General features: G+C 71.3%; 22 protein-coding genes. 9 read left to right on the forward strand and 13 right to left on the reverse strand.

The window, feature by feature from the left end; all coding sequences use genetic code 11:
- Nucleotides 1-434: 434 nt before the first annotated feature.
- A complete protein-coding gene (locus OG780_RS32240; protein WP_328454108.1) occupies nt 435-941 on the forward strand; it encodes an NUDIX hydrolase in 507 nt (168 codons plus the stop codon).
- Nucleotides 942-953: 12 nt separating this feature from the next.
- Here the strand turns inward: OG780_RS32240 and OG780_RS32245 are convergent, their stop codons facing one another.
- Entirely contained in the window at nt 954-2,198 is a 1,245-nt protein-coding gene (locus OG780_RS32245) for a hypothetical protein (RefSeq protein ID WP_328454110.1), read from the reverse strand.
- Between the two features lie 174 nt (nt 2,199-2,372).
- Here OG780_RS32245 and OG780_RS32250 point away from each other — a divergent pair, with 174 nt between their 5' ends.
- Nucleotides 2,373-2,870, forward strand: a complete 498-nt coding sequence (locus OG780_RS32250; protein ID WP_328454112.1) for a GNAT family N-acetyltransferase — start codon at nt 2,373-2,375, stop codon at nt 2,868-2,870.
- A gap of 59 nt (nt 2,871-2,929) precedes the next feature.
- Here the strand turns inward: OG780_RS32250 and OG780_RS32255 are convergent, their stop codons facing one another.
- The gene (locus OG780_RS32255) at nt 2,930-3,064 is read right to left on the reverse strand and encodes a hypothetical protein (protein ID WP_328454114.1); all 135 of its coding nucleotides are present in this window, start codon (nt 3,062-3,064) and stop codon (nt 2,930-2,932) included.
- Nucleotides 3,065-3,225: 161 nt separating this feature from the next.
- Here OG780_RS32255 and OG780_RS32260 point away from each other — a divergent pair, with 161 nt between their 5' ends.
- Nucleotides 3,226-3,849 (forward strand): class I SAM-dependent methyltransferase, encoded by a 624-nt coding sequence (locus OG780_RS32260; RefSeq protein ID WP_328458550.1) that lies wholly within the window; start codon nt 3,226-3,228, stop codon nt 3,847-3,849.
- Nucleotides 3,850-4,007: 158 nt separating this feature from the next.
- Here the strand turns inward: OG780_RS32260 and OG780_RS32265 are convergent, their stop codons facing one another.
- Nucleotides 4,008-4,508, reverse strand: a complete 501-nt coding sequence (locus OG780_RS32265) for a DUF402 domain-containing protein (protein ID WP_328454116.1) — start codon at nt 4,506-4,508, stop codon at nt 4,008-4,010.
- The gene (locus OG780_RS32270; protein ID WP_328454118.1) at nt 4,489-5,418 is read right to left on the reverse strand and encodes a GNAT family N-acetyltransferase; all 930 of its coding nucleotides are present in this window, start codon (nt 5,416-5,418) and stop codon (nt 4,489-4,491) included. The genes OG780_RS32265 and OG780_RS32270 overlap by 20 nt, the downstream gene beginning before the upstream one ends.
- A 71-nt stretch (nt 5,419-5,489) precedes the next feature.
- Between OG780_RS32270 and OG780_RS32275 the strand changes: the two genes are divergently transcribed.
- Nucleotides 5,490-5,864, forward strand: a complete 375-nt coding sequence (locus tag OG780_RS32275) for a GntR family transcriptional regulator (protein WP_328454120.1) — start codon at nt 5,490-5,492, stop codon at nt 5,862-5,864.
- 31 nt (nt 5,865-5,895) lie between these two features.
- Here OG780_RS32275 and OG780_RS32280 read toward each other — a convergent pair whose 3' ends face one another.
- On the reverse strand, nt 5,896-6,990 hold the full coding sequence (locus OG780_RS32280; RefSeq protein WP_326788681.1) for a DUF5925 domain-containing protein: 1,095 nt from the start codon (nt 6,988-6,990) through the stop codon (nt 5,896-5,898).
- Nucleotides 6,991-7,440: 450 nt separating this feature from the next.
- Here OG780_RS32280 and OG780_RS32285 point away from each other — a divergent pair, with 450 nt between their 5' ends.
- On the forward strand, nt 7,441-8,247 hold the full coding sequence (locus OG780_RS32285; protein WP_328454124.1) for an SGNH/GDSL hydrolase family protein: 807 nt from the start codon (nt 7,441-7,443) through the stop codon (nt 8,245-8,247).
- 88 nt (nt 8,248-8,335) lie between these two features.
- Here OG780_RS32285 and OG780_RS32290 read toward each other — a convergent pair whose 3' ends face one another.
- The 4 genes from OG780_RS32290 to OG780_RS32305 form a co-directional block, all read right to left on the reverse strand.
- On the reverse strand, nt 8,336-9,970 hold the full coding sequence (locus OG780_RS32290) for a serine/threonine-protein kinase (RefSeq protein ID WP_328454126.1): 1,635 nt from the start codon (nt 9,968-9,970) through the stop codon (nt 8,336-8,338).
- Nucleotides 9,971-10,015: 45 nt separating this feature from the next.
- The gene (locus OG780_RS32295) at nt 10,016-11,920 is read right to left on the reverse strand and encodes an urease accessory protein UreH domain-containing protein (protein ID WP_328454128.1); all 1,905 of its coding nucleotides are present in this window, start codon (nt 11,918-11,920) and stop codon (nt 10,016-10,018) included.
- A complete protein-coding gene (locus OG780_RS32300; RefSeq protein WP_328454130.1) occupies nt 11,917-13,569 on the reverse strand; it encodes a tetratricopeptide repeat protein in 1,653 nt (550 codons plus the stop codon). The genes OG780_RS32295 and OG780_RS32300 overlap by 4 nt, the downstream gene beginning before the upstream one ends.
- A gap of 112 nt (nt 13,570-13,681) precedes the next feature.
- Complete coding sequence (locus tag OG780_RS32305) at nt 13,682-15,223, reverse strand: DUF4331 domain-containing protein (RefSeq protein WP_328454132.1); 1,542 nt, start codon at nt 15,221-15,223, stop codon at nt 13,682-13,684.
- A 352-nt stretch (nt 15,224-15,575) separates the two neighbouring features.
- Here OG780_RS32305 and OG780_RS32310 point away from each other — a divergent pair, with 352 nt between their 5' ends.
- The 3 genes from OG780_RS32310 (at nt 15,576) to OG780_RS32320 (ending at nt 17,347) form a co-directional block, all read left to right on the forward strand.
- On the forward strand, nt 15,576-16,118 hold the full coding sequence (locus OG780_RS32310; RefSeq protein WP_037628546.1) for a sigma-70 family RNA polymerase sigma factor: 543 nt from the start codon (nt 15,576-15,578) through the stop codon (nt 16,116-16,118).
- A gap of 55 nt (nt 16,119-16,173) precedes the next feature.
- Nucleotides 16,174-16,962 (forward strand): anti-sigma factor, encoded by a 789-nt coding sequence (locus OG780_RS32315; protein WP_328454135.1) that lies wholly within the window; start codon nt 16,174-16,176, stop codon nt 16,960-16,962.
- Nucleotides 16,963-17,077: 115 nt separating this feature from the next.
- Nucleotides 17,078-17,347, forward strand: a complete 270-nt coding sequence (locus OG780_RS32320; RefSeq protein ID WP_328454137.1) for a hypothetical protein — start codon at nt 17,078-17,080, stop codon at nt 17,345-17,347.
- 157 nt (nt 17,348-17,504) lie between these two features.
- On the opposite strand, the gene OG780_RS32325 is transcribed toward OG780_RS32320, so the two are convergent.
- The 4 genes from OG780_RS32325 to hmgA all read right to left on the reverse strand — a co-directional run bounded on the left by OG780_RS32325 (nt 17,505) and on the right by hmgA (nt 22,283).
- Nucleotides 17,505-18,701 carry a CaiB/BaiF CoA transferase family protein gene (locus tag OG780_RS32325; protein ID WP_443062244.1) on the reverse strand — a complete coding sequence of 399 codons (1,197 nt, stop codon included), beginning with the start codon at nt 18,699-18,701 and terminating at the stop codon, nt 17,505-17,507.
- A gap of 187 nt (nt 18,702-18,888) precedes the next feature.
- A complete protein-coding gene (locus OG780_RS32330) occupies nt 18,889-20,103 on the reverse strand; it encodes a type ISP restriction/modification enzyme (RefSeq protein ID WP_328458552.1) in 1,215 nt (404 codons plus the stop codon).
- Nucleotides 20,104-20,144: 41 nt separating this feature from the next.
- On the reverse strand, nt 20,145-20,894 hold the full coding sequence (locus OG780_RS32335) for a GntR family transcriptional regulator (protein ID WP_328454141.1): 750 nt from the start codon (nt 20,892-20,894) through the stop codon (nt 20,145-20,147).
- Nucleotides 20,895-20,942: 48 nt separating this feature from the next.
- Nucleotides 20,943-22,283 (reverse strand): homogentisate 1,2-dioxygenase, encoded by a 1,341-nt coding sequence (gene hmgA / locus OG780_RS32340; RefSeq protein WP_328454143.1) that lies wholly within the window; start codon nt 22,281-22,283, stop codon nt 20,943-20,945.
- A gap of 215 nt (nt 22,284-22,498) precedes the next feature.
- Here hmgA and OG780_RS32345 point away from each other — a divergent pair, with 215 nt between their 5' ends.
- Nucleotides 22,499-23,071 carry a hypothetical protein gene (locus tag OG780_RS32345; protein ID WP_328454145.1) on the forward strand — a complete coding sequence of 191 codons (573 nt, stop codon included), beginning with the start codon at nt 22,499-22,501 and terminating at the stop codon, nt 23,069-23,071.
- Nucleotides 23,072-23,160 lie beyond the last annotated feature (89 nt).

The following is a 23,160-nucleotide window of genomic DNA, read 5'->3' on the forward strand; positions in this document are numbered from 1 at the left end:
CGCAGGGCGCTCCGTGCGGGGATCCCGTGGGGGGGGTGATCAGAAACTAGCCCCAAGAAGCCGTGGAATCGCCTGCTGGAGGTGGGTGACGGAGATCCTTATGGTGCCTTTAAGGCAGAGCTAACGGGGGGCTGAGGAAGGGTGTTCGAGGGGGCTGTCCCACCTGCCGGGTGCCGGTGCCGGGGTCGCTGAACGGTCTGTGGCCGTCCGCTCCCGCGCGCAGGTCACCGTGACAGCCGAGCGGTGGCCCGTACGGCCCGCACGGCGCTGTCTCCGGAGAGAGGCGGGGTGTTCTGCCGACGGCGACCCGTGGATTGGCCGGCCGGACCGACGGGCACGGTTGATGGGGTGTCGCCTTGTAATCAATTCTCGAACTCTGTTCTCGGAGGCAGTCGATGCAACCACGCCGTATCCGGAGACAAGAGGCTGTCGAGGTGTACCGGAACGCCTACGGAAGTCTGTACGACGACGCTGTCGTCTCTCCGGACGGGAAACCGGGGCGCTATCTTCGATGGAAGTGGTCGACGCCGGGTGTTGTCGTTGTGCCTCGCTGGGCCGATACCGTCGCGCTCGTTCCCGCTTTCCGCTACCCGATCGGCGATCTGTCGTGGGAATTCCCGCGGGGAGGTCGGGAGCCCGGCGAGTCGGTCGAGGAAGCCGCGGTCCGGGAATTGAAGGAAGAGACCGGCCTGACCGCGACCGCCACCAAACGTCTGGGCGTGCTCCACGCGGACACCGGCCTGATCGAGTCTTCCATCGAGGTGGTCGAGGCCTTCGTGGCGACCCCTGAGTTCGGGAAGCGGTCACCGGAAGTCATGGAATCGGTGGAGGAACCGGTCTGGTTCAGCTCCCCCGAGTTGCGGACAGCCTTCACGGAGCAGCGAGTACGGTGTGCGATCACCATCGCCGCCGCCGCACTGGCTCGGCCACGGGAGAACTAGCGGCCGGTCACTTCATTCGGGGGGTTCCGTCGGACTGACGATCCGCAGCAGCTTCTCATGCTCGGGGAGCTGCTTCTCGAGCCGCCAGGCGTTCTTGAGCCTTTCGGATTCCTTCTTCATTTTCCTCTCCTTCTTGTCCTGGGCGATGTCGAAGGGCATGGAGAGCAGATTGAGCATGAGCGAAGCGGGACTGAAGCCGGAACTTATCAATCCGATCAGGGTGTCGAGGGAACCTGTGGCAACGGAGGATGCCGAGACGTGGAGCCTGGCTTTGACCCGCTCGTCCCGGACAGCGGCCAGAGCGTCGGCGTCGAGGCCTCGGAAGGCGGCGACTGCGGCTTCCTGGAGGTGCATGCAGAAGTCTTCGACGCCGTCCCTCAGTGCGTCGGTGTCCACCGGTCGGCCGCTGTGAGCCTTCGCGAATTGATCGACGACCACTTTCCGGGATGCGAGCCCGACGGCTTCGTTGACCACGCCCGCAGGGAGGCGCGCCAGTACATAGGGGTTCAGTGCATAGCCAGGGAGGGTCAATTCGCCCTGGAGGGGGTCCCCTTGCAGCGCGACCGTGGACGGCGTGCGCACGGCACCCCATGCCACGGGCATCTCCAGTACGGCGGGCAGGGAAGTTCTGAAGGACCAGTTCGCCGACCGCTCGACGGCCTCCAGCGCGACTTCGGAGCTCTCCCCATGGGCCGCTCGCCGCTCCTCGATCCATCCGCGCAGGGAGTTGTAGTAAAGCGGATCCTGGCCGTGGATCCATTCCACCGCGGCACGCAGGGTCCGGGAATAGGAATCGTCGGGCGGTCCGATCAGATCGGTCAGACGATCCGCAGTCCTCCGCTTGAAGCGCGCGCTCACCTCGTCCACCGAGTACGGAGCGATATGTCCTTCGGTGATCTCGTCCATGAGTTCGGCGTATTCCTCGGTCGGAACATCGCCGACATTGCGCGCCTTGTGTTCGTCCCGGATCTCACGAAAGGAACCCGCCGAGTCGCGTCGCGCGATGACCAGCATGCCCGAGCTGATCAGTTCGGCGAGATCCGCACGCCATTCGGGAGTCGACGGGGTCTGCCCGTCGAGGAGCGAACGTAATGCCACGTTGTGGAGCACCTGGGAGTCGGTGATGACCAGCCGCTCGGCGAAGAGAGCGTTCTGCACTATCCGCGCCCGTAGTCCTCCGGGGTCGGTGACAGTGCTGCCATGATGCTCCGTCTCGCTCAGAAAGACGTGGGTGCTGTTTCCCGCAGCAAGGGACACTGTTCCTCCACCAATGGCGTTTCGAGTACACCTGAGGGAGGTGCGCTCGCGTCCTTTGCGGCGACAGTATCGGCTCCGGCACATCGCCTCCAGCCGTCGCGACCGAGGAGCTTCGGGGCGGCGTTCGGTATACAGGGGGTGTACGTGACTGCGATCAGGTAAGTGGGTGCGGGCATGGCGGAGACGTCGGGCGAATTCGGGGAGACGGCCGAGGGGTTCGGGGTACGGCGTGCCGACGCCGGGGACGTGCCCGTCGTGAAAGCCGTGATCGACGCCGCCTTCCAGCCCTACGTGGAGCGCATCGGGCTCGTGCCGGTGCCCATGGAAGCGGACCACGCGGCGAACGTGGCCGCGGGACGGGTGTTCGTCACGGGCGAGCCGGTCCTCGGGCTCGTGGTCGTCGAGGAGCGCCCGGACCATCTGTACCTCGACGTCATCGCGGTCCGGCCCGATGCCCACGGCCAGGGCATCGGGGGCCGGTTGCTGCGCTTCGTCGAGGCACACGCGCGGGCGCTCGGACTGGACGAGATCAGGCTCTACACCAACGCGATGATGTGGGAGAACCAGAAGATCTATCCGAGATACGGGTACGAGGTCGCCGAGCGGCGCGCCGACGGGCCGTACGACCGGATCCACTACCGCAAGCGGCTGATCGGACGGGACCGACCGTGAGTGGGCGGCGGCAGTTCACCGTCATCCGGCTGAACGCGCGCCGGGCACGGCACGGTGGCTCAGCCGTCCGGCCACCAGGTGCGCGCGATGTCCTTCCGGATCTCCGGACGCTCGGCGGGGCGCTCGTCGGGCTCGTCCCGTACACGGCGGGAGTCCGACTTCCTCAGGGGCTTCTGCACGGTCACACGGCGCATGGCTGCCTCCTCGTGTCTACCGGATTCCGCGGTTGTACGGAGGTAGACCGTTTCGGGGAGAGTTCCTCATCGGTCGCGAAATGTCTGTGGCGCGGGTCACCCGTCGGCCGTCCGTGATGGGCGCGGGCCGATTGTCAGTGGTGGGTGACATCGTGGAACGCATGGTGAGCGACGGCGGTACGAATACACGGGCGGGCGTCGACTGGGACGCGGAATCCGGCACGTTCGACGAGGAGCCCGACCACGGGCTGCGCGATCCCGAGGTCCGCGGTGCCTGGGTCGCCCGGCTGCGGGACTGGCTGCCCGAGACGTCCGGTGACCTGCTCGACGTGGGCTGCGGCACCGGCAGCCTGTCGCTCATAGCGTCCGAGCAGGGCCACAGGGTCACCGGGGTCGATCTCGCCCCGGGCATGATCGACCAGGCCCGCGCCAAGCTGGCCGGGCGTGACGCGGTCTTCCTCGTCGGTGACGCGGTGGCGCCGCCCGTCGGGGAGCAGCGCTTCGACGTCCTGCTCAGCCGCCATGTGCTGTGGACGCTGCCCGACCCCGGGCGGGTGCTGCGGCACTGGCGCGGGCTGCTGCGTCCGGGAGGGCGGCTGGTGCTCGTCGAGGGTGTGTGGGGGACCGTGAGTCCGGTCGGCATATCCGCCGAGCGGATGGCCGGCCTGCTCCGGCCGCTGCTGTCCGACCCCGCCGACCTGCGGGTGGAGCCGCTGTCGGCCGACGCGCGGCTGTGGGGCCGGGACGTGGAGGACGAGCGGTACGCGGTGGTGGCCCGCTTCTGAACAGCGCTCTTCATCGACCGGCGCCGGTCATGGAGCAGGGCTGGTCATAGAGCAGGGCTGGTCGTCGAGCGGGGTCGGTCATCGAGCGGGGCTGGTCATAGAGCGGGGCCAGTCACCGAGTGGCGCGTCCGGCGGTCTCGCCGGCTACGGGCCGGCCCTTAGGTCAGCAGCGCCTCGAAGCCGCCCTCGCGGGCCAGGTGTTCGAGGTCGTCCAGGGCTTTCTCGGCGGCGGCCGCGGCGGCCGGGTCGGTGGTCGCCAGGCCGCTCTCCGCGAACTCGTCCTCGTCCAGGCGCCGTACGTCCGTGCCGTCGGCCGATCGCCACAGGTCGAGGTCGAGATCCTCGACGACCAGCCGGCCGCCGGAGAGGGTGGCCGGACGGGTGATGTCGCAGTACCAGCCCTTGCGCTCACCCGCCGCGTTCCGGACCTCCTTCACCGAGTACCAGCGGTCCCGCCAGTAGTACTCGGTGAAGACATCACCCTTCTCGAACCGTACGAAGCCGAAGTCACGGACGCCGTCTCCCGCCCAGGGGGCGCGCACGACCACCCGGGTGCCGTCGTCGGCGAGCAGCTCGGCCGGGTAACTGATCTTCGTACGGCCTGCCTTGACGAGTACGACCTCCAACGAGCCGGGCGTGTCAGCCGAGGTCGTGGACATACCTCACCTCCGTTGCGCAGATTTCATAACCGAGCCATGTGTTGATCGCCAGCATCGGACCGTTGCCGGCGTCGTTGCCCGTGAACGCGTCCGTGAACCCGGCCGCGCGGGCCCGGTGCAGGGAGTGGTTCTTGGTGAGTTTGGCCAGACCCCGGCCCCGGAAGGCGCGTCCGGTGCCCGTCATCACGGTGCCGTAGCGGGTGCCGCCGTCGGTGCGGGCCGCGCTGAACGCCGCCGGGCGGCCGTCGACGAGCGCGACGGACGTGAGTTCAAGGTCCAGGAGAGGGTGGTGCCAGGTCTCCGTCAGCCAGGCGTCGTAGTCCGTGAACTCGTGCTCGATGTCGCTCGGTTCGTCGAGGACCGTCTCCGCGTCCAGCCGGAACAACGGCCGGGGGTCGTCCGCGAAGTCCGCTCCGGTTCGCAACTCCACACCGTCCGGCGGGGACTGGAGCGGGGGCAGGGCGCCGTTCGCCAGATCGAGGCGGAGGAAGTGTGCCGAGCGGGCTGCGCGGTAGCCCCGCTTCTCGGCGAAGGCGCGGTTCTCGGGCGCGTCCAGTACCCAGGCGTGCAGTCGGGTCGCGCCCAGGGCGGCCAGTTGTTCCTCGGCGGTGCGGGCCAGCAGCGAACCCGCGCCGCGTCCCGTCCGTTCCGGGTGCACGTAGATGTTGAGGTTTCCCTGGCCGGGCTCGGGGCTGTCGTGGACGAGGAGCACCTGCGCGGTGCCGATCAGTTCCCCGTCCTCCTCGGCCACCAACGGCCGGTAGTGGGAGTCCGGATGCGCCCGCTCCAGGTCGTAGGCGACGGACTCGGGGGTGAAGAGCATGAACGGGAGGGCTTGGCGACGAATGCGCGCGAAGCCCGCGGCGTCCACCGGGTCTCCGTGCCGCAGTTCGCGAACGATCACGGTCATGTGATCGCACGTTACGCGGGCGCCTCGTGCGGGTGCCTCTCATTTTCGTGCGGGTACGGGACAATCACCGCGTGACCCTGAAGATCCGCATCGCAGAGGGGGCCGCGCCGTACGAGCAGGTGCGCGCCCAGATTTCCGAGCAGGCCCGGTCCGGAGCGCTGCCGGTCGGCCACAAGCTGCCCACGGTACGGGGGCTGGCCGAGTCGCTCGGCCTCGCGGCCAACACCGTCGCCAAGGCCTACCGGGCCCTGGAGTCGGACGGGGTGATCGAGACGCGGGGCCGCAACGGCACGTTCGTGGCGGCCGCCGGGGACGCCGCGTCCCGCGAGGCGGCGTCGGCCGCGCAGGCCTACGCCGAGCGCGCGCGACGGCTCGGCCTGACGGAGGACGCCGCCCTGGACGCCGTACGAGACGCACTGCGGGCGGCCTTCGAGGACGTCTCCTAGGGCCGCAGAGGGCGAGGTTCGGACGGGCCGGCTACAGGTACAGCCCCGCGTCCGCGCCCTCGCGTTGGTCCGGGACGGATGTCGGGGTCGTCCCGCGGCGCAGCGCGTACAGCTCCGCGAGGGTCGCGCCCTCGCGTGAGACGCCTTCCTCGGTGCCCAGCCAGCCCACCGCCTCGCGGCGGGTGAGCGGTCCGACCTCGATCCGGGCGAGGCAGCGGCCGGGGCGGACGACGGCGGGGTGGAGGCGCTCCAGGTCCTCGTTGGTCGTGACGCCCACGAGGACGTTGCGGCCCTGGCCGAGCAGTCCGTCGGTGAGGTTGAGCAGCCGGGACAGGGCCTGGCCCGCCGTGTGCTTCGCCTCGCCGCGGATCAGTTCGTCGCAGTCCTCCAGCAGGAGGAGCCGCCAGCGGCCCTTGCCGGTGCCGTCCTCCTCGCCGATCGCGATGTCCATCAGATAGCCGACGTCGGAGAAGAGGCGTTCGGGGTCCAGCACGCAGTCCACCTGGCACCAGTCGCGCCAGGAACGGGCCAGCGTGCGCAGGGCGGAGGTCTTGCCGGTGCCGGGCGGCCCGTGGAGCAGCAGCAGCCGGCCCGCGATGCCCTCCGGGGTCGTCTTCATCAGGTGGTCCATGGCGTCCGCCACCGGCGCCGTGTAGTTGGGGCGGATCTCCTCCCAGGTGCCCGCGGAGATCTGCCGGGTCGTGCGGTGCGGTCCCCGGCGCGGCGACACGTACCAGAAGCCCATCGTGACGTTCTCCGGCTGCGGTTCGGGTTCGTCCGCCGCGCCGTCCGTGGCCTGCTTCAGCACCTTCTCGGCGAGCTCGACGCTGGTCGCGGTCACCGTGACGTCGGCGCCGCGGTTCCAGCGGGACACCAGCAGGGTCCAGCCGTCGCCCTCGGCGAGGGTGGCGCTGCGGTCGTCGTCGCGCGCGGAGCGCAGTACCCGGGCGCCCGGCGGGAGCAGAGTGGCCCCGGACCGTACGCGGTCGATGTTCGCCGCGTGCGAGTGCGGCTGCTCGCCCGTCGCGAAGCGGCCGAGGAACAGCGCGTCGACGACGTCCGACGGCGAGTCGCTGTCGTCGACGTTGAGCCTGATCGGCAGAGCGTCGTGTGGGTTCGCAGACATGTCGCCATGATCTGTCACAAGGGCGCCCCGTGCACCCGGTTTCCGCGGTGCGTCGTATGTGTCGCGCTCGGTCCCGCCCTTCCGGTGCATCCCCTCCCTCCGCTGCGGGACCGTCCTGTTGCGGGACCGCGGTACGACGGGATCCGCCGCACGGCCGGTTCCCCCGGCGCCGTGGACCACGCTGGGAAGGCAACTCGCAGTCGTCCCAGGGGCGTTACGGCTTCGCCTTGTGGGACGGCCGCCGTTTCCGGTGAGGCCTCCGGGAGTTGACGAGCCGCCGGCCCGAGTCATCCGGCTGTCATCCGACCGTCATGGACATGTAGCGAAATATGTGATGAACGGGGGCGGATCGGCTGGTTGATGCGTTAAGAGTCTTGGCATGGACACTTCCTGTCAACATGCGTAGCTGCTACCAAAGTTGTGGCAGAGATCCTGCTAAAGGGAGGTTCCATGAGACGTCCCAGATTTTCGGCATACATGACCTCACTCCTCCTGGCCGTCGGCCTCGCCCTCACCGGGGCGGCCGCGGCGCAGGCGCAAACCGCGGCCGCCACCGGCTATGTGGCGCTCGGTGACTCCTATTCCTCCGGCGTCGGCGCGGGCAGCTACATCAGCTCGAGCGGCTCCTGCGACCGCAGCACGAAGGCGTACCCCTATCTCTGGAACGCCGCGCATTCACCCTCGTCGTTCGACTTCACCGCCTGCTCGGGCGCTCGTACGGGTGATGTTCTGGCGAACCAGCTCGGCCCGCTCAGCTCCTCCACGGGCCTCGTCTCGATCACCATCGGCGGCAACGACGCCGGCTTCTCGGACGTCATGACGACCTGCGTCCTGCAGTCCGAGAGCAACTGCCTCGCACGCATCGCCACGGCGAAGGCGTACGTCGACTCCACGCTCCCCGGCAAGCTCGACTCGGTCTACTCGGCGATCAGCGCGAAAGCCCCGGCCGCGCATGTGGTCGTCATCGGCTACCCCCGCTTCTACAAGCTCAACGGCAGCTGCCTGACCGGACTTTCGGAGAACGAACGGTCCGCCATCAACGGCGCCGCCGACTATCTGGACAGCGCGATCGCCGCTCGTTCCGGCGCACACGGCTTCACGTTCGCCGACGTCAGGGGCACCTTCACCGGCCACGAGATCTGCTCCGGCAGCGCCTGGCTGCACAGCCTGAACTGGCTCGACATCGGCGTGTCGTACCACCCGACCGCGAGCGGCCACTCCGGCGGCTACCTGCCGGCCTTCTCCGGAGCCGTCTGACCTCCGGGCCCCCACCCCGGAAACCCTTCGAGAGAACACCCGTCCCGGCGGGGCGAACGTCCGCCCCGCCGGGACATCGCCCGCCCTGTCAGGGGGATGCGGACACGGACGCGGAGGCCCCGTCCGTCGGGGTCTCCGTCACACACGTGATGGTGAACGGAACGGAGTCCGAGGTCACGCGCACCGGGCTGCGTACCTCGACACTGATCGAGTTGGCGAACTCCCCGCTCGTGTCGTACGTCGTCGCCACCACCGTCTTCTGCTGCGTTCTGCCGCCGTTCGCGGGGAACGAGAGCGTCTTCCAGCCCGGATCGGTCACCTCGCCCGTCTTCGTCACCCAGCGGTACTCGACGTCCACCGGGACACGGCCCACCGTGAACGTCGCCGTGAACGAGGGAGCCTGGGCGGCGGGCGGCGGACAGCTGCCCCGGTAGTCGGTGTGATGCCCCGAGAGCGTCACGTGGACGGACTGCGCGGGCGGCGCGGTGGTCGAACTCCCGCCCGCGGGAGCGCTGCTGGAGGGACTCCCGCCGCCGGTCGCACCGGCGGTGGCGCTCTCGCTCTTCCGGCCGCCCGAGGCCCCGCCGTCGGTGGTGTTCCCGCTGCTGCTGTTCCCCTGCCCGGTGTTCCCGCCGTCACCGTTGTCCTGGTTCAGCAGGGCGTACGTCAGCCCGCCGAGGGCGAGTGCCAGCGCGACCAGGCCCGCGATGATGGCGACGGCCGCCCGGCGGTTGCGGTCGGGCTCCGGTGCGGGAGTGGCCGAGGGCAGGGTCGCGGGAGGCGGACCGAACCCCTGGGGCGGTGTCGCGGAGGACGGCGCCGGCAGTCCGAACGCCCCGATCGTCGGTGCCTCGGAAGAGCGGGTCGCGGCGCCCATGGGACGCGTGGGCGCGCTACCGCCCGCCGCGACCACGCGCAGCTCGTGTTCGGCCGAGCCGGCGCTCGTCCGTTCGGCCGGGTCCTTGGCGAGCAGCCCCTCGATGACGGGGGCGAGCGGGCCCGCGCGACGGGGCGGCGGCAGGGGTTCGTCGACGATGGCCCGCAGGGTGCTCAGCGGAGTGGGCTGCCGGAAGGGCGAGTTGCCCTCGACCGCCGCGTACAGCAGCACGCCGAGCGACCACAGATCCGACTCGGGTCCGGGAGTACGCCCCAACGCCCGCTCCGGGGCGAGGAATTCCGGCGATCCGATGACCTCGCCCGTCATGGTCAGGGCGGAGCTGCCCTCGACCGTCGCGATGCCGAAGTCCGTCAGGACGACCCGTCCGTCGTTCGCCATCAGCACGTTGCCCGGTTTGACGTCCCGGTGCAGGACCCCCGCCTCGTGCGCCGCGCGCAGCGCGGCGAGCACCTCGGCGCCGATGTGGGCGGCGCGCTGTGGGTCCAACGGCCCCTCGGCGTCCAGCAGATCGGAGAGGGCGATGCCGCGGATCAGCTCCATCACGATCCAGGGCCGGCCGTCCTCCATGGCCACGTCGTACACCGTCACGACATTGCGGTGGGAGATACGGGCCGCCGCCCACGCCTCCCGTTCCAGACGCGCGTACATCCGCTCGATCTCGGACTCGGGAAGCCCGGCCGGGGCGCGGACCTCCTTCACGGCGACCTCGCGTTGCAGCACTTCGTCGCGAGCGCGCCACACCGTGCCCATACCGCCTTCGCCCAAGGGCGAGAGCAGCCGGTAGCGCCCCGCGATCACACGTTCACTGCCCGGATCTTCGGACACGTGCGTCCCCCATTCGCTTCCGCGCGATTTCTCCCCAAAAGTAGCTCAGCCGAGTACGGATGCCGCCCCCTTGAGCACCAATCCGGCCCCGAGGACCACGACGATCAGCGCCGATCCGAGGGGCGCGGTCCTGCGGACCAGGAGCACGGCGCGTCCCTCGGCCCACCGCCGGCGTCCTGCGAGGGCGCGGTTCACGCCGCTGCCGAGCTTGACGACGGCGAACCCGGCCGCCGTCAGCGTCAGGGCGAGTCCGACGCCGTACGCGAGTACGAGAAGAAGGCCGAACCAGGCCTGCCCGAGCGCCGCGGCGCCCACGAGGACGACGACTGCCGACGGACTGGGCACCAGCCCACCGGCGAAGCCGAGCAGGATCGTTCCACGGAGGGTGGGGGCGATCTCATGGGTGTGGGTGAAGCCGCCGTGGGTGTGTTCGAGGGCGGGGGAGTGGGGGCCGCCTCCCGAGCGGTGGTCGTGGTCATGGCTGTGACCATGGCCGGCGCCGTGGTCGTGACTGTGGTCGTGCGGGTGGGGGTGGTCGTGACCGTGGGGTCGGGTGGCCGTCGCCGTCGCCGTCGCCGTCGCGGTGGGGGTGCCGGTCGTGACGGACGCGGTGGCATGGGCCAGTACCAGGGGGCGCGCGGTGTGACCGGCATGCCGGTGCGGAGCGTCCATGTGGTCGTGGTCGTGGTCGTGCGTGTGCGAAGGGACGGGCGGGTGCTCGTGGTCGTGCGTGTGGCCGGATTCGTGGTCGTGCGTGTGGCCAGGGGCCGGGTCCCGGTCCTGGCCGTGCTCGTGCGCGTGGTCGTGCCCGTGGGCGGACGCGTGGGTGTGGTCGTGCGGCTGGCCGTGGTCGTGCGCGTGGTCATGCCCGTGTCCGTGCTCGTGGCTGTGCCCGTGGTCGTGTCCGTGTGCGGAGGGCCGGTTGCGCCAGGCTCGTCGCAGGAGTGTGGCGCCCGCCCCTGTGACGAGGACACCGCTGGACACGCCCAGCCAGGCGATCACGGAGGGGGCCGCCGCCGAGCCCGCGGTGACCAGCAGGCCGAGCGCGACGACGCCGAGGGTGTGGGTGACCGTCACCGAAGCGGCCAGGGGCAGCACGTCCTTGAACCGGGCCCGGCCCCCGCGCGCCGCCGCCGTCGCGGCCATCAGGGTCTTGCCGTGGCCGGGCGCGAGCGCGTGCATCGCCCCCAGGCCCACGGCGATGAGCAGGGCCAGGGCGGCGAAGCCGAAGGTGAGGTGATGGCGGGCAACCAGGTCGTTCAGGGCCTGGGTCCAGCGGTCGGCGCCGCGCGGGAGCACGGAGGCGGCCGGAGCGTCGCGCCGTTCCTCGACGAGGGCGGGGCCGCCGGGGCGGATGCGCAGCGATGCGGTGGCGGTGTCGGCGGGCGAGGAGAGCAGCGCCTTGGGGTACTGGGTCAGCTCCGCCGAGACGGACTTCCGCGGTACGTCCGAGGAGGCGAGCGTCATCCGGTCGCCACGGGCGGTGATCTCACGCCAGCCGGGGCCGTGGTCGGCGCCCGCGCCCCGGAAGCCCACGGTGAGCGTGCCCTTGCCGGACAGCGGAGCCGTCAGCCGGCACTCCACGCGCAGGGTGTCGAGTCCCGCCTGCCCCGGCCGCAGGTGTGCCCTGCTCACGCCCGCGGTCAGTGTCACCGCCCGCCCGTTCACCGTGACCTCGCTGCCCTGCGCGGCGGTCTCGCACCGCTGCCGGGCCCAGCCGGCCATGCCGAGCCTCTTGATGTCCGGCTTCGCCTGGGTGGCGGGGATCTCGGCCAGGTCCTCGACGTGATCGACGCGCAACTGCCCGGGGGCGGCGACGAGTCCGTCGTAGCGGTTGACGGTGAAGTTGCCGAGCGGATGCGCGCTCGCCTGCACCGAGGGGACCAGCACGAGTGCGCAGGCCGCGGTCAGGACCGTGCCGCACAGGGCGAGGAACCGGGGCGCCCTCACTGCGCGGCCTCCAGCGCCTTACGGGCCGCGCGGGCGCCCAGCGGCGAGAAGCCCGGGTTCAGGTCCAGGGCCGCCTTGAGCGCGGTGCGGGCCCTGTCGGTGTGGCCGGTGGCCTCCTCGATCACGCCGAGGTGGTAGAGGAAGGACGCGTTGCGGTAGCCGGTCGCCGTGGCCTGGCGCGCGTACCGCAGGGCCTCCGCGTCGCGGCCCGACACATGCAGGGCCCAGCCGAGCGCGTCCGCGGTGTGCACGGTGTGCCGGCGGGCCCACTCGGCGCGGGCCGCCGTGAGCGCAGCCTTGCGGTCGCCGTGGTCGGCGGCCGCCAGCGCGGTGTCGAGGTCGGCGTTGACGCCGTAGGCGTGGGCGAGGGAGATCCAGGCGTCGACCAGCGTGTACTGGTCGCGGGCCTTCTCCGCGTCGCCCGCCGCGCCACGGGCCTCGTACAACTCGCCGAGCTCGACGAGAGGCTGGGGCAGCGGAAAACGCTGCACGACCTGTTCCATCCCCTTGATCGCCGCCGCGCGGTCGCCCAGCGCGGCCTGGGTGCGGGCCCGGCCTTCGAGGGCGGGGAGATAGTTGTCGTCGGCGGCGAGCGCCCGCGCGTAGTAGGTGAGGGCGGAGTGGTAGTCGCCCTGGTTCCAGGCGAGTTGGCCGAGCGCGGACGTCACGTACGAGATGTCGCCGCGGCTGGTCGCCGTCGTGAGCGCCTGCTCCAGGACCCGGCGGGCGGTCTTCACGTCGCCGCGCAGCTCGTGGACGTAGGCGAACCGGGTGAAGACCGGGACGCCCGGGCGCCGCGAGTCCGCCAGGTCGGCCGCCTCGGACGCGTCGTCGTAGCGGCCGAGTTCGACGAGAGCGTCGATGCGGGAGGACAGGGCGCGCTCGCTGTAGGGGTTCTGCCTCAGCGCGAGGTCCGCGTACTTCAGGGCGCCGGCGAAGTCGTGCCGGGCGGCCGCGAGGGCGGCCCGTCCGGCGAGCGCCGGATCGTAGTCGGGGCGCAGCCTGAGGGACCGGTCGAATGCTTCCTGCGCCTGCGGATAGCGCGAGGGGTCACCCTTGGTACGGGCCTGTTCGACATAGGCGAGGCCGAGCGTGGCCCAGCCGCCGAAGTCCTTGGGCTGGGAGCGGAGATGGGCCTGGAGGGAGAGGACGCTCGCGTCGAGGTCGCCGCTCGCCAGCAGCTGGGGTGACACGCCGTTGGACACGGCCGCGACGGCGGGAGTCGTTCCGTTGTCCCTCAGAGCGCCGAGCACCACCGCGCCCGCCGTCATGGCGACGGCCAACGCGGTCGCGCAGAAACCGAGTTGAGCCGCCCGCCAGCGCCGCTGTGACTGGGACAGCCGACGCACGGCGGCCACCCGCTCGTCGGCCCCGTCCGCGCTGTCCGAACCGGACGCGGCCTCGGCGGTGACCTCGGCGGGGCCGGCCTCGGCGGTGGCCTCGGCGAGGCCTGCTTCGGCGGGAGCCTCGGCGGGCTTGGCCTCCGGGGTGCTCTCAGCGGGGCCGGCTTCGACGGTGGCCTCGGCGGAGGTGGCCCCGGCGGCGGAGACTTCGGCGGCGACCTCGGTGACGACGGCTTCCGGGGTGACCTCGGCGGGCTTGGCCCTTTCGGCGTCCGGCGTCGCGTTGTCGTTCGTACGCGGGGACATGCCCTCTCCTCAAAGTCCTTGGCGAAACGGTCGTTGTGGGGGGTGGGGGGGCGGCGCGGCCCGCACCGTGGGGGGTGAACTGCGTGCGGGCCGCGCCAGTCGGTGAGCCGGGTCAGTAGGCCCGGTTGTACATCCGTCGGCGCCACCACAGCAGACCGGAGCCGATGAGCAGGATGCCGGCGGCGCCCGCCGCGGCGGAGCCCGCGATCAGCATGGTGTCGGTCCCGCTGCCGGAGCCGGAGCCGGCCGGCTGGAGCGCGTCGCCGAGCTGGCTGCGCACATCGGTTCCGCTGGTCGTGCCCTTGGCGAGCGCGCCGCGCGAACCCGAGGTCGGCTCGGCCACGTACGGGAAGTACTTCTCGAACTTCTTGTCGTTCTTGTCGACCGCGTCACCCAAGTCGTTCTTGGAGCCGACCAGTTCACCCTCGACCACCTGGAGCGAGGCGTCGATCACGTCGTCCGTGAGCCGGCGTCCGTTCGGGAAGCCCGCGTTGTCGCCGTCGAGGACACCGAGCCGCTTGGGGTGCATGGCCGGCTTGATCGAGGTGTTGAGCCGCAGCTCCTCCGCCGGACGCACGTGCGGCGGCTGGTTGAGGCCCTTGACACCCTTCAGGAACACGTCGACCAGGTCGTTGCGGGGCTCGGCCGGGGCCTTGATCTTGTAGATCGCCTCGATGAGCTTCGGGAGCTCCGGGTTGGTCACGTTCTTCAGGAACTGGGCGTCTTCCCAGGGCGCGGACGCGTTGAACTTGTCCTTGTCCTTCTGCGGGTTGACGACCTCGTTGACCAGCGGCATGCCGAGACGCGAGACCTGGCGGTACTGGCCGCGGGCGTCCTTGCGCTGCGTGGTGGACCAGATGCCGACGACCGGCTGTCCGGCCGACTCGCGGATCATGTCGTTCGGGACCTGAAGGGCTATGGAGTTGACGTTGTAGCCCTTGAGGGTGTCCCGTCCGACCTCGGTCAGGTTCCCGCCGTACAGCAGGTCGAAGACGCGCAGGTCCAGGAAGAACGGGTCGTCCGCCTGGCCGGCGAACGTCGTCGTGCCGCCCGCGAGCTTGGAGATCGCATGGTGGCGCAGCTTCGCGTAGTCCGGCATCGACGCCTTGCCGACGTTGGACGGGGCGACCGGAACGTCGTCCGCGACCTTGGTCTTCGACACCAGCTGCTGGTTGTGCAGCCGCAGCAGTTCGATGTCGTACGTCTGCGTGATGTTCAGGTCGGGGTCGTCGAGGCTGGTGACCGGACCCGTGTTGTACAGGAACGTGTTGCCGTTCTTGCGGTGCGTCTTGAAGGTGTAGCGGTAGATCAACTCACCTTGCGCGTCACCGTTGTTGTCGATGTGGAGGTCGTACTGGGCGTCGTCGGCGAACGTGTAGAAGTTCGGACCGCCCGCGGGCTCCTCGAAGGGAATCCAGTTCGCCACGATCGTCGTCGTGTCCGGCTTGTCCGGGCTGACGAACGCGTACACGTCCGTGTTGTCGTACTGGGGAGTGCCCGAGATCAGCGGGGCCTCCCGGTGGCTGGAGGCGGAGGCCGCCCCCGGCGCCAGCGCCGTCGCACCGGCGGCCGCGAGCCCCCCGGCAGCCAGCGCACCGCATACGAGGGTCGCGAGAGTCCTTCGACCCGCGCCGCTCCTGGAGATAGGTGTCATGCCGTCCGTCCTCTGTCCAACTTGCCTGACGCACGCCATTCGGAGCGGTCGCCCGGGTGGATTGGTCGAATCCCAAACGTCTTTACGGCGGTTCTCCCAGCTTGTTTCATCGACGGGGCGGCTTCTTTCCCGACGGCCGCCCGAACCGGTCGGCGCGGGACGTGCGACAGTGCCGGTCGCGGACAGGGGGACGGGCGCCGGCGGACACGCGGACGAACAGGCCTCGGAGACAGGAACTGATCAGCGGTGGACGCGCGTTTTCGGCTCGCTGATCCGTAACCCATCCGTAGACAGGTTCGCTGCGAAGACGTAGGGGAAAGGACGGGCCGTGCACGGCCGGAGAGGGGGACGGGTGGAGGCTGACGAGCTACTGGTACTGGTGGCCGGAGGCGACCAGAAGGCGTTCGAGGAGCTGTACGGACTGGTGTCCGGGCCGGTGTTCGGACTGGTGCGCCGCGTGGTGCGGGACCCGGCGCAGTCGGAGGAGGTGTCGCAGGAGGTGCTGCTCGAACTCTGGCGCTCCGCGCCGCGGTTCGACCCCGGACGCGGCAGCGCACTGTCCTGGATCCTCACGCTCGCGCACCGCCGTGCCGTCGACAGGGTGCGCAGCGCCCGCGCGGCCACCGAGCGCGAGCAGCGCGAGGGGCAGCGCAACCACCGCCCCGCCTTCGACCAGGTCGCCGAGGAGGTCGAGGCCGGGCTCGAACGCGAGTGGGTCCGCCGCTGCCTCGACCGGCTCACCGCCCTTCAGCGGCAGTCCGTCACCCTCGCCTACTACGACGGCTACACCTACCGAGAGGTCGCCGAGCGGCTCTCCCTGCCGCTGGGCACCGTCAAGACCCGTATGCGCGACGGGCTCACCCGCCTGCGCGATTGCCTGGGAGGAGTCGCGTGAACGCCGACGACCGCCTGCCGGGCCGTGATCCGAACGGAAGAGAGGGGGGTGCCGCATGAGCGTCCTCGACCGTCTGCTGGGCCGCGATCTGCACTCGCTCGCCGCCCCCTACGCCCTCGACGCGCTGGAGAGCGACGAGAGGCGCCGCTTCGAACGTCACCTGAAGGGCTGTGACCGCTGTGCCGAGGAGGTGCGGGCGCTGACCGAGGACGCGGTACGGCTCGCCTGGTCCACGGCGGCGGCCCCGCCGGCCGCGCTGCGCGCGCGGGTGCTGACCGCCGTACGGACGACACCGCAGGAACACGCGGCCCGGGACCTGCCCCGTGCGCGGCCGGCCCATCAGCCCGTGCGTGCGCGAGCCCCCCGGCTCCGCCCGCTGTTCGCCCCGCTCGCCACCGCCACGGCCGCCGCGGCCCTCGTCGTCGCCGCGCTCTTCGCGGTGCAGGCGACCCAGGCGCGCGACGAGCTGAACCAGGAGCGCGCCCAGGCGCGTGAGATCGCCCACGTTCTCGCGGCACCGGACGCGCGGGCGACCGGTGAACGGGACGCGCGGGGCCGCGGAATCGGAGTAGTGGCCTCCGCGTCGGAGCGGCGCGCCGTCGTGACACTCAGCGGACTCGGCACGCCCTCCGGCGGGCGCGTCCATCAGCTGTGGCTCATGCGCCCCAACGAGAAACCGCGTTCCCTCGGTCTCTTCGTCGGCGACACGCCCCTCGTCGCCGACGAGCTGAACACGAACGCGACGTCACTCGCAGTGACCGTCGAGCCTCACGGGGGCTCAGAACAGCCCACCACCTCGCCGGTTGTCCAACTCGCCCTGGAAACGGTTGGATTCGGAGAGTAACCGTCAACCCCCTTATGGGGAAGGTGAATCCTTTGTCCGAGATACACGCGCGCCGTGAGGGGGCGATAGGGTTAGTCTGCCCGGGCCGGGTGGACTTGTACGGGTGGGGAGTGACATGGAACAGATAACAGTGCGCAGCAGGGCACGCGTCCCTGCGATCACGTGCGGGAGCAGCGCGACCAGTTCGCGCCTCGACCGACATCTCGCGGTGCTCGGTGGCCCTGCCATACCGCAGCGCGAGACGGTCGAGGCGACGTCGCTGATGCGTGAGCTCACGACCCGTGACCACGCGCACGACAGCGGCTCCAGGAGTGCGCGCGTGCGGCGGGTCTCGCTGTTCGCGCCGCTCAGGCGGCTGCGCCGCTCGCTGTTCGGCGACCGCTGACCGCTGTCGTCACCGGCCTTCTCGACCCGCGCTCCGACGACTCCACCGAACCGGCGCAACGCTGCCCCTCCGCGTCCGTCATCCCCACGGCGGGCAGCGGCGCCCGGTGATCACCACATCCGGAGCGCGGGTCACCACCATCACTGAGCCGTGAGGCTCAGCGCACCACTCCGTCCCGCCGCAGCTCGGCGACGTCCGCGTCCGTCATGCCCAGCGCCCGCAACACCACCCCTGTGTGCTCGCCGAGCCGCGGGACGGACCCCATCCGCGCCTCCGGCCCGCCCGGCAGGGTGATCGGAGGCAGCAGGGCCCGTAGCGGCCCGGCCGGCGATCCCACCTCCCGCCATCTGTTCCTGGCCGCCAGCTGCGGATGCTCCGCCACCTCCCCTACGTCCCGCAGCCGTGCGCAGGCGATGCCCGCGGTCTCCAGGCGGGCCACCGCCTCGTCGGCGCCCAGCGCGCCCAGCGCCTCGGCGACCAGCGCGTCCACGCGCTCCCGGCCCGCCACCCGCGCCGCGTTCGTCGCGAAACGGGGATCGTCCGCCGTCTCGGGCCGCCCCAGAACCTGTTGGGCGAGCCGCCGCCACTCCCGGTCGTTCTGCACCGACAACAGCACGCGCCCGCCGTCCGCCGTCGAATAGGCGTCGTAGGGAACGATGACGGCGTGGGCGAGGCCCGTGCGAGCCGGTGCGGTCCCGTCGTGCATCGCGTGGTGCAGCGGATGCCCCATCCACTCCGCGAGCGCGTCCAGCATCGACACCTCGACCGGGCCCCCGCGCCCGGTCGTGCCGCGCCGCACCAGGGCCGCGAGGACCCCCGAGAAGGCGTACATGGCCGCCGCGATGTCCGCGGCCGGGATGCCCGCCTTCACCGGCTGCTCGGGGGTCCCGGTCACCGACACGAGCCCCGCCTCGCACTGCACGAGCATGTCGTACGCCCGTTTGCCGGCGTACGGCCCCGACGGCCCGTATCCGGAGATGTCCACGGCGATCAGCCGGGGATGCCCGGCACACAGGGTCGCCGCGTCCAGGCCCAGCCGCGCCGCCGCACCCTGGGCGAGGTTCTGCACGAACACGTCCGCGTCCGCGACGAGCCGGCGGACGACATCGAGTCCGCGCGGGTCCTTCAGATCGAGGGCGACGGACTCCTTGCCCCGGTTGCACCACACGAAATGCGAGGCCAGGCCCTGGGCCGCGGTGTCGTAGCCGCGCGCGAAGTCCCCGCCGTCGATCCGCTCGACCTTGACGACCCGGGCGCCGAGATCGGCGAGCTGCCGGGTCGCGAACGGCGCGGCGACGGCTTGTTCGACGGCGACGACGGTGATGCCTTCGAGGGGCAGGGGCTCTGGCTGCATGCGGTGGATCATGACTCCTCTCCACCACCTTTGTCATGCACTGATTGCCGCGGGGTGATCCGGTGGTCGTCGGCCGGCGGTTCCCGGCAGCCGACGTCCGGCCGTCAGGGAGTGCCGGACGTCGCGACGGGGCGAACATTGCCCGTCCGGGCACCAAGAGCCTGCTGATTCCAACTGGAGACAGGCCCTAGATCAGCGCGAACTGGCCCTCCGGGCCCTCTTCGTGGTGGTCGAGCACCGAGGCCGGGCGGCGCGCCGCGTCCGGGACCGGGAGCACTCCGGCCGTGCGCAGTTCCGTCCGGGTGATCGGTGACCGTGGCTCCAACGCGGCCTGCTGGGGGCGCAGTTCCGCGAGGAGCGCGAGCACCGTGATGAGTTCGAGGAGTTCGGACGTCCACGCCTGCGGCCAGCCGACGGGGCCGATCGCCTCCAGCGTGCCCGGCTCCGCCGCCCCCGTCCTCGCCGCGAACCACTGTTCCAGCACGCGTGCGCCGCCGACCTCGAAGTCCCAGGCCTCGGGCGGCACGGGCGAGATCCTGCCGTCGCCGAGGTGCAGGGACTCCTCGGCGCGGTCGTAGTACGGGTCGGTGAACGGGGGGCCCGCGGCCGGCCGGGGTCCCTGGGGGAGGGCGGACAGCGGCGCGCGGACGTAGGGCCGCCGGCCGCCGGGGAGTTTGGGGCGCTCGCCGTCCCGGCGCATCAGCCGCAGCATGCGCCGGCCCAACTCGACGCCGTACGACCACACTTCGGGGTCGGCGGTGAGCGGGACCGCGCATCCGTCGCGGCCGTGCCGCGCGACCGCCATCGTCCAGGCGAGGACGTCGAGGGGAGCGGGCGTGTCGCCGAGGCGGGAGCCCAGATGCTCCAGCAGGCCCGGCGCCAGGTTCGGTTCACGGCCACCGGGGCGCCGGTAGAGCGGACGCACCCGCCCGCCGCGGCCCGCGCTCAACGGCAGCACGGACGCGGCCAGCAGAGCCGGACCGGAGACCTCGGGCACCGGGCTCTGTTCGACCGCGAACACCTGCTCCTCACCCGCCACCCGCCACAGCTCGGGGCGGGCCGAGTCGATCAGCCGGTGGTCGGGAATCAGCCACTGCTCGTCGAAGGGGGCGCTCAGCACGCGGACCGGTGCCGGGCAGGGGTCCGACGCCCGGGCGAGGCGGCCCGTCCCGCTGGACTGGCCCGGAAGCTGGGCGACCGCGGAGTGCGTCGTGCGCGCCCGCGTCGGCCCGAACAGCGTCTCGCGGTCGTCCCCTTCGGCCCGCACGAGGGCGTCCCAGCGGGCTTTCAGGGAGGCCGCGTCGGGTGCCGTCGGCCACCTCCGGCCCAGCCTCGGCGGTGCGACGGACCACGGCATGAGGTCCGCGAGCAGCGGAGCGGCGTCGGGCGTCACGCCCGGCATCGTACGACGCGGGCGCCGCGCGCCGCCCCCGTACGCCATCGTCAGTGTGCGTCGAGGGTGACCGTGAACGAGAAGCGGTCGCCCCGGTAGTGGATGACCGCCACGTCCAGCGCCTGCCCGTCCGTGCCGTGGATGACGCCCGTGTAGCGCAGGATCGGGCTGAGCAGCGGCACTTGGAGCAGACGTGCCGTCTCCGGGTCCGCGAGCGTGGCCTCCACCGTGTCGGTGATCCGGCTGATGCCGACCCCGAGCACGTCCCGCAGCACTTTGGTCATCGGCCAGCGGATCAGATCCTCCCGGTCGATACGGTCGGCCAGCTCCGGCCGGAGGTAGTTGCGCGCGTGGTTGGTCGGCTCGCCCGTCGTCTCGTCGCTGCGCAGCCGGTGGTACGTCGCCACCTCGGTCACATCCGGGAAGAATTCCGCCAGTTCGCCGGAAACGGGCGCCTTCCCCTGCCCCAGCAGCTCGGTCGTCATGCCCGACTGCTGGGCCACGATCGCGTCCACCGAGCCGAGCAGCCGCACGGGCGCGCCCCGCCGCGCACTCGGCTCGATGAACGTGCCCCGCCGGCGGTGCCGGGTGATGAGCCCCTCGACCTCCAGCTCCTTGAGCGCCTGCCGCATGGTCAGCACGCTCACGCCGTAGTGCCCCGCGAGCTGCTCCTCGGTGGGCAGGCGCAGGGGATCCCGGGGAGCGCGGCCGAGTATCGAGGCACGCAGGGACTGCGACACCTGATACCACAGCGGCAGCTTGCGGTTCAGGACGATCGAGTCCGGAGCAAAGGAGGTCACGAGGTATCCGTACAGGTCGCGGGCGTGGAAGGCAACGGCCGGTGAAAGTCAGCCGGCCGGACGGAAGTGCCGCCCGAGGCCCTTCCACACGTCGTCGTAGCCCTGCTGGAGATGTTCCGCCCCGGCCGCCTGGGCCGTCGCGGTCACCGGCCAGCGGGTCTCGAACATGAACGCCAGACCGTCGTCGATCTTCTGGGGCTTCAGCTCGGCGGCGCTGGCGCGGTCGAAGGTCTCCTGGTCCGGACCGTGCGCCGACATCATGTTGTGCAGCGAGCCGCCGCCCGGCACGAAGCCCTCCGCCTTCGCGTCGTAGGCGCCCTCGATGAGGCCCATGTACTCGCTCATCACGTTCCGGTGGAAGTACGGGGGCCGGAACGTGTCCTCGCCCACCAGCCAGCGCGGCGCGAACACGACGAAGTCGACACCGGCCAGACCCGGGGTGTCGGACGGCGAGGTCAGCACCGTGAAGATCGAGGGGTCCGGGTGGTCGTAGCTGATGGAGCCGATCACATTGAAACGGTGCAGGTCGTAGACGTACGGCACATGGTTGCCGTGCCAGGCGACGACGTCCAGCGGCGAGTGGTCGTACGTCGCCGTCCAGAGGTTGCCGCAGAACTTGTTCACCACCTCGACGGGACCCTCGACGTCCTCGTAGGCGGCGACCGGGGCGAGGAAGTCGCGGGCGTTGGCGAGGCCGTTGGCGCCGATCGGGCCGAGGTCGGGCAGCTGGAAGGGCGCCCCGTAGTTCTCGCACACATAACCCCGGGCGCCGCGGGCGCGCCCGCCCTCCGGCGCCGTGTCCAGGAGCTCCACCCGGAAACGCACCCCCCGGGGGATCAGCGCCATCTGGCCCGGTTCCACGTGCAGGAGCCCGAACTCGGTGCGCAGCAGCAGCCCGCCGCGCTCCGGGACGATGAGCAGCTCGCCGTCGGCGTCGCTGAACACCCGCTCCATCGACGCGTTGGCGTGGTAGAGGTGCACCGCGATCCCGGTGCGCTGACCGGCGTCGCCGTTGCCGCCGAGCGTCCACAGGCCCGCGAGGAAGTCCGTCCCGGCGGGGGGCTCGGGGAGCGGGTTCCAGCGCAGCCGGTTCGGGTCGGGCACCGTCTCGGTGAACGGCGCCGTCCGCAGCGTGCCGTTGTCGGCGCGGGTGAACGCGGGGTGCGCGGCCGACGGCCGGATCCGGTAGAGCCACGAACGCCGGTTGGACGCTCGCGGCTCGGTGAACGCCGAACCGCTCAGCTGCTCCGCGTACAGGCCGAGGGGTGCTCGCTGCGGCGCGTTGCGGCCGTGCGGCAGGGCCCCAGGGACCGCCTCCGAGCTGTGTTCGTTGCCGAATCCGGAGAGGTAGGCCAGCCCCTCGGCCGTCTTCCTCGCGTCCCCGCTCATGATCGCTCCCTCGCGCCTGATTCCTATGCATCACCGTAGGATTCCCTCCCGCCCCGCGCAAGAGGCCGGCCGGGGCAGGCCGAGGGTTGGCCGGAATGTGCCAGGGGACTAGGACCTGTCCGGTCAGGTCCTAGTACTCAAGGGTGTGGGGGCGCTCCAAGAACCCGACTTCAGGGGGATCCGGCCGTAAGGCGCCTTGTTCTACGCTCCCGGACATGCGGTGGATGTGTGGACTGCTCACCGCGCTCGTGGTCTGCGCCCTGTGCGGCGGAGCCGCGGGCTGCGGCGCCGGTGATGCGCACGAGCGGGGGACCGCGGTCTCCGCCTCGCCCGTGGGCACGTTGCTCGACGAGATGGACGAGGAGGGACGGCTCTACCGTGAGGTGGACAGGAAGGGGGCGCCCGAGGTCGCGATCGAGATCCAGCCGGACTCCGCCGACGGCTGGCGCGTGCGGCTGACCGTCCGCGACTTCCGCTTCTCGCCCGCGGGCACGCGCGCCGTGCCGGTCGCCGGGCGCGGTATCGCGCACCTCTATGTCGACGGCCGGACCGTCGCCCGGCTGCGCGCCGCCGAGTACCACCTGGCCGGGCACCTCGTGCCGCGCGGCACTCACCACATCACCGCGCGGCTGTACGCGGACGACGGCACCGTATGGGCCGTCCACGGCAGGCCGGTGGAGAGCACGGCCGACATCACGGCCTCGGGCTCCGGCGTGGCACCCGGCCCGGAATCGCGGACACCCGAGGCCGGGGCCGCGGCCTCGACGGTGTCGCCCGCGGCGCGCTGACGCCGCCGGCCTCGGGGACCTCCCAGGTGGCGGGCCCGAGGCGCGACGCGTGGTCACGGCACGGATGCGCCCGCAGGAAATGAGTGGTC

The sequence above is a fragment of the Streptomyces sp. NBC_00386 genome, assembly GCF_036063235.1.
Taxonomy (GTDB): Bacteria; Actinomycetota; Actinomycetes; order Streptomycetales; family Streptomycetaceae; genus Streptomyces.